This is a genomic window from Streptomyces sp. NPDC057654, assembly GCF_042800135.1.
Classification (GTDB): domain Bacteria; phylum Actinomycetota; class Actinomycetes; order Streptomycetales; family Streptomycetaceae; genus Streptomyces.
This window is the reverse complement of the sequence record NZ_JBHVHQ010000695.1, coordinates 1-4,663: the sequence shown is the minus strand read 5'-3', so window position 1 is coordinate 4,663 and position 4,663 is coordinate 1. Positions and strand designations below refer to the sequence as shown.

At 71.1% G+C, this 4,663-nt stretch carries 3 protein-coding genes; all 3 read left to right on the top strand.

The window, feature by feature from the left end:
• Positions 1-28 precede the first annotated feature (28 nt).
• The 3 genes from ACFU99_RS33855 (at position 29) to ACFU99_RS33845 (ending at position 4,640) form a co-directional block, all read left to right on the top strand.
• Positions 29-1,930: a peptidase C14 gene (locus ACFU99_RS33855; RefSeq protein WP_384399442.1), complete on the top strand. Its 1,902-nt coding sequence runs from the start codon at positions 29-31 to the stop codon at positions 1,928-1,930.
• 85 nt (positions 1,931-2,015) lie between these two features.
• Complete coding sequence (locus ACFU99_RS33850) at positions 2,016-3,272, top strand: Gfo/Idh/MocA family protein (RefSeq protein ID WP_384399439.1); 1,257 nt, start codon at positions 2,016-2,018, stop codon at positions 3,270-3,272.
• 90 nt (positions 3,273-3,362) lie between these two features.
• On the top strand, positions 3,363-4,640 hold the full coding sequence (locus ACFU99_RS33845; protein ID WP_384399437.1) for an extracellular solute-binding protein: 1,278 nt from the start codon (positions 3,363-3,365) through the stop codon (positions 4,638-4,640).
• The last annotated feature ends 23 nt before the right edge of the window (positions 4,641-4,663 follow it).

Below are 4,663 nucleotides of genomic sequence, written 5' to 3'. Positions count from 1 at the left end.
CTACCGCGCGCCCGGCGACGGCGGCGGCATGGCGGTGCGCTGGTCGGCGTCCTCGGCCGCCGGCCACAACGGCGGGACCGTGATCGCGCCCGACTCCGCGCCGGACCGCGGCCGCTGGCTCCAACTGCACGACGGCGTCGTCGACCTGCGGACCTTCGGCCACTTCGACGCCGGTACGCCCGCCGACGACGCCCTCGACGCGCTGGTCGCCGACCCGGCCGTACACCGCGTCGAGGCCCATACCGACCTGCTGTTCCGCAGACGCCACCTGTGGTCCCGCTCGGGCATCGAGCTGGACTTCGGCGGCCATCACGTCCGTACGACCGGCATCGAGAAGAACACGCGGGACAACCCCTTCGGGGCGGTGTTCTCCTTCCGCGGCAAGGTCACCGACACCGTGCACCGGCACACCCTCGGCTCCGTGATGCCCGATCTCGGCGACCTCTTCGAGGTGGGCGACTCCTCCGGGTTCGCCGTCGGCCAGTGGTGGGCCGTCGAGGTGAACGCGGTGAAGGGGAAGTACGAGAAGGAGGTCCAGCGCCTCGTCCAGGTCACCGACGTGGTGGACGGCGGCCATATCCGCGTCGCCTACCAGATCGGCTGGGAGCTGGCGGCGGGGCGCACCCTGACCTGGACCCGGATCGAGCCGGTGACCCGCAGCCACGTCCGCGACCTCGTGTTCGAGGGCGCGGGGGACGACGAGTACACCGGCTCGCACCCGGTCGCCTACGAGTACGCGGTGCACTGCGACGTCTCCGGCATCGAGGCCACCGGCACCTTCTGGCCGGTGGTGATGCGCCGCTGGTGCACCCACTACCGCACCGAGCAGTGCTCGTTGGCCAATCCCAAGTCGGTCACGTACGGCGGGGCCGGCTACCTCACGCAGCAGATCTACTGCCTCTACGGGCATGTGTCCGACTGCCACACCTCCAACGCCCGCCACCTCAACGACTTCACGGCCTCCGCCTACTGCTACGTGACCAACTGCCACGGCGACGGCGACGACCAAGGGCCCTTCGTCACGCACGGGCAGTTCGAGCACGATCTCGTCTACACCGGCAACTCCGGGCTGATGACCTTCGCCAACTCCGGCGCGGCCTGGGGCGGGGCGGCCAAGCGGATCACGGTGCGCCGCCACTCCTGCTCGTGGTTCGTGGCCCGTGTCAGGGTCACCGACCTGACATTGGAGGATATGACCGTCATCGGCAAGAAGTCCCTCGACGGCTCGGGGATGCTGTGGGTCAACGCCGACGGCGTGCAGGTGCGCGGCTGCACCGCGAGCGGGCCGCTCATCGTGTCCCAGGCGTCGTCCCTGTCCAAACGGCCCAGCACCGTCGCCGATTCGGCGTTCGCCTTCACGAAGAACGCCGAGATCACCCAGGATTCGGTCGACGCCCCGCTGACGCTGGAGCGGACGACGCTCACGGGCGTCGACGGCGCGCGCTTCAACGGCGCCGGGCCACTGGTGCTCGACCACTGCGTCCTCACCGCGTCCGAAGGCGCCGACCCGGTCACGTACCAGCACAGCGAGGTCCACGTCGAGGGCGGGGAACTTCGCGACGCGCCCGTGCGGTTGACCGGCTCCGGGGACCAACTGCTGCGGCTGTCCGGGGCCCGGCTCGGCGCGCGCGGCAGCGGCGCGGCGCTGCTCTCCCGCAGCGGCGGCGACCGCACCGTGACCTGGCAGCTCACCGGCGTGGACGCGCGGGCCGCCGACGGCCGGGCCCTCGTGAGCATCGGCGAGGGGACCAACCGGTACCGCGCGAGCGGCTGCACGTTCGCCGGAGGGGCCCTGGATCTGCGGCAGTCCGGCTTCGGCGGGGGCGGTCATCTGCTGCACACCGCGTGCGTCGAGGACGGCACGGCCCGCGCGGCGATGCCGAAGGAGAGCGCGCGCGTCTCCCACAGCAAGGACAACCTCACCTTCTGAGGGACCTGCCTCCCCCTGGACGCGCCCCTGGTGAGGCGCACAATTGTCCCTCGTAACTGCCCCTCGGACACCACTGGGAACTTTCGTGACACTGCACCACCCGATCACCGACCGCCCCGTCCGGGTCGCCGTCGTCGGCGCCGGCCAGCGCGGCCTCACCTACGCCGAGTGGATCAAGGACCACCCCGAGCAGGCCGAACTGGTCGCGGTGGCCGATCCGCGCCCGTCCGCCCGCGCCGCCTCGGGCGCGCCCCTGGAGTTCGACGACTGGCGTCCCCTCGCCGAGAACCGCATAGCCGACGCGGTCATCGTCGCCACCCAGGACCGCGACCACGTGGAGCCGGTCCTGGCCCTGGCGCGGGCCGGGTACGCGATCCTCTCCGAGAAGCCCCTGGCGCCCACCGAGGACGAGACCAGGAAGCTCGTCGAGGGGGTGCGCGAGGCGGGCGTACTGTTCGCCGTGTGCCACGTCCTGCGGTACACGGAGTACACCGACCTGGTGAAGAGCGTCGTGGACTCCGGGGTGCTGGGAGAACTCGTCTCGATGGAGCACCTGGAGCCGGTCGGCTGGTGGCACTACGCGCACAGTTTCGTGCGCGGTCCCTGGCACAGTGAAGCGGACTCCTCCCCGATGATCCTCGCCAAGTCCTGCCACGACCTGGACTGGATGAGCTACGTGCTCGGCGCGAGAATCGAGGAGGTCGCGAGCTTCGGCGGCCTCAAGCACTTCCGCCCGGAGAACAAGCCGGCCGGTGCGGCGGACCGCTGTCTGGACTGCCCCGTCGAGCCCGACTGCCCGTACAGCGCCCCCAAGCTCTACATGCCGACGCTGCGCGACGAGGGCGCGGTGTGGCCGGTCACCCACGTCACCGAGGCCACGGACGAGGAAGGGCTGCGGGAGGCGCTGCGCACCGGCCCGTACGGCGTGTGCGTGTACGCGGGCGACAACGACGTCGTCGACCACCAGGTCGTCGCGATGCGGCTGTCCGGCTCCCTCACGGCGACGTTCCAGATGATGGCCTTCACCGAGCAGACGCACCGGCAGACCAGGATCTTCGGCTCGCACGGCTGGATGAGCGGCGACGGCGAGCGGGTCACCGTGCAGGACTTCCGCACCGGCGAGAGCACGGTCCACGAGCTCGGCGAGGCCGGTTCGAACGCGGCCGACGGACACGGCGGGGGCGACACCGCGCTCGTCGCCGCGTTCGTTCAGGCGCTCGCGAGCGGCGACCCGGAGAAGATCCGCTCCGGCACGGACGCGTCCTTGAACAGCCACCTCGCGGCCTTCGCCGCCGAACGGGCCCGGCACACCCGCACCGTCCAGCAGGTGCCCGTCAGCTGAGCCCGGCGCCCCATGCCCGTAAGCCCCACTCGCGCCCGTAGTCCGTAGCGCGCTCACCCCTGCCCATCGCTCCCTATGGAGGCACTGCTCATGCCCCTCACGTCCCGAGCCCCGGCCCCGGCCGGCCGGCGCCGCAGACGGCGCTCCGCCGTCGCCGCGGCGCTCGCCGCCGCACTGGCCGCCACCGCGCTCGCCGGCTGCGGCTCGGGCCGTGGGAGCGACAGCCGCACGATCACGATGTGGACCTACCCGGTGATCTTCGACGAGGCGAAGAACAAGGCGTACTGGAACGGACTGGTCAAGGAGTTCGAGAAACAGCACGCCGGGATCACGGTGAAGGTGGAGACCTTCCCGTGGGCCAACCGCGACACCGCGCTCGCGACCGCCATCGCCTCCGGGAAGGGCCCCGACGTCGTCTATCTGGTCCCCGACCAACTGCCGATGTACCGGCGCAACATCGTGCCCGCCGAGGAGTACATGTCCCCGGCGGCCCGCGCGGACTACACGGACTTCGCCCTCAAGTCGGTCACCGCGGACGGCAAAACCCTCGGCGCGCCCGTGCTGACCAGCGGCAATCCGCTGATCTGCGACAAGCGGGTGTTCGCGGCGATCGGCGAGAAGCGGTATCCGCACACCTGGGAGGACCTCGCGCGGCTCGCGCCCCGGCTCAAGGAGAAGGGCTACTACGCGACGAGCTACAGCGGCGACACCCAGCAGACCCTGAACCTGACCTTCTATCCGCTGCTGTGGCAGGCGGGCGGCGACGTCTTCAGCAAGGACGGCAAGAAGACCGCGTTCGCGGGCCCGGAGGGCGTCAAGGCCCTCACATATCTGAAGAAGCTCGTGGCCGGCGGCTACACCGACCGCGATCTCGTCACGACCACCCCGAAGCTGGAGCAGACGCCCGTCGCCCGCGGCAAGGTCGCGTGCACCTGGCAGAACACCCCCGCCGACGTCGAGCCCTTCTGGGGCAGGAAGAACACGGCCGTGCTGCCGCCGCTGAAGGACGCCGCCTCGGTCGGTTACGGGACCGTGGGCGCGCTGTCCCTGCTCAAGGGCGGCAACACCAAGGTCGCGGGCGAGTGGATCGACTTCGTGGCCCGGCCGGAGCATGCGGCGGGCCTGGAGAAGGAGGCCGGGTACTTCCCGGCCCGCCGCTCCGCGAAGGACCTGTACCCGGGCGACCCCCTCCAGACCGCGGTCTCCAAGACGCTGCCGAGCATGAACGCCGGTCCCCTGTGGCACAGGTCCCGCGAGGTGATGGGGATGCTGGCGCCCGAGATCCAGGCGGCGCTGCTCGGCGACAAGTCGCCCGAGAAGGCGCTGCGGACGGCGGCCACAGCCGCCGATGCCATGCTCGGGCGCTGAAGCGCCCGCACCCTGTACGGGGG

Excerpts from the sequence above, each read along its gene's own strand:
- ACFU99_RS33845 (WP_384399437.1), top strand. The coding sequence starts at position 3,363 with ATGCCCCTCACGTCCCGAGCCCCGGCCCCGGCCGGCCGGCGCCGCAGA.
- ACFU99_RS33855 (WP_384399442.1), top strand. The coding sequence starts at position 29 with ATGGCGGTGCGCTGGTCGGCGTCCTCGGCCGCCGGCCACAACGGCGGG.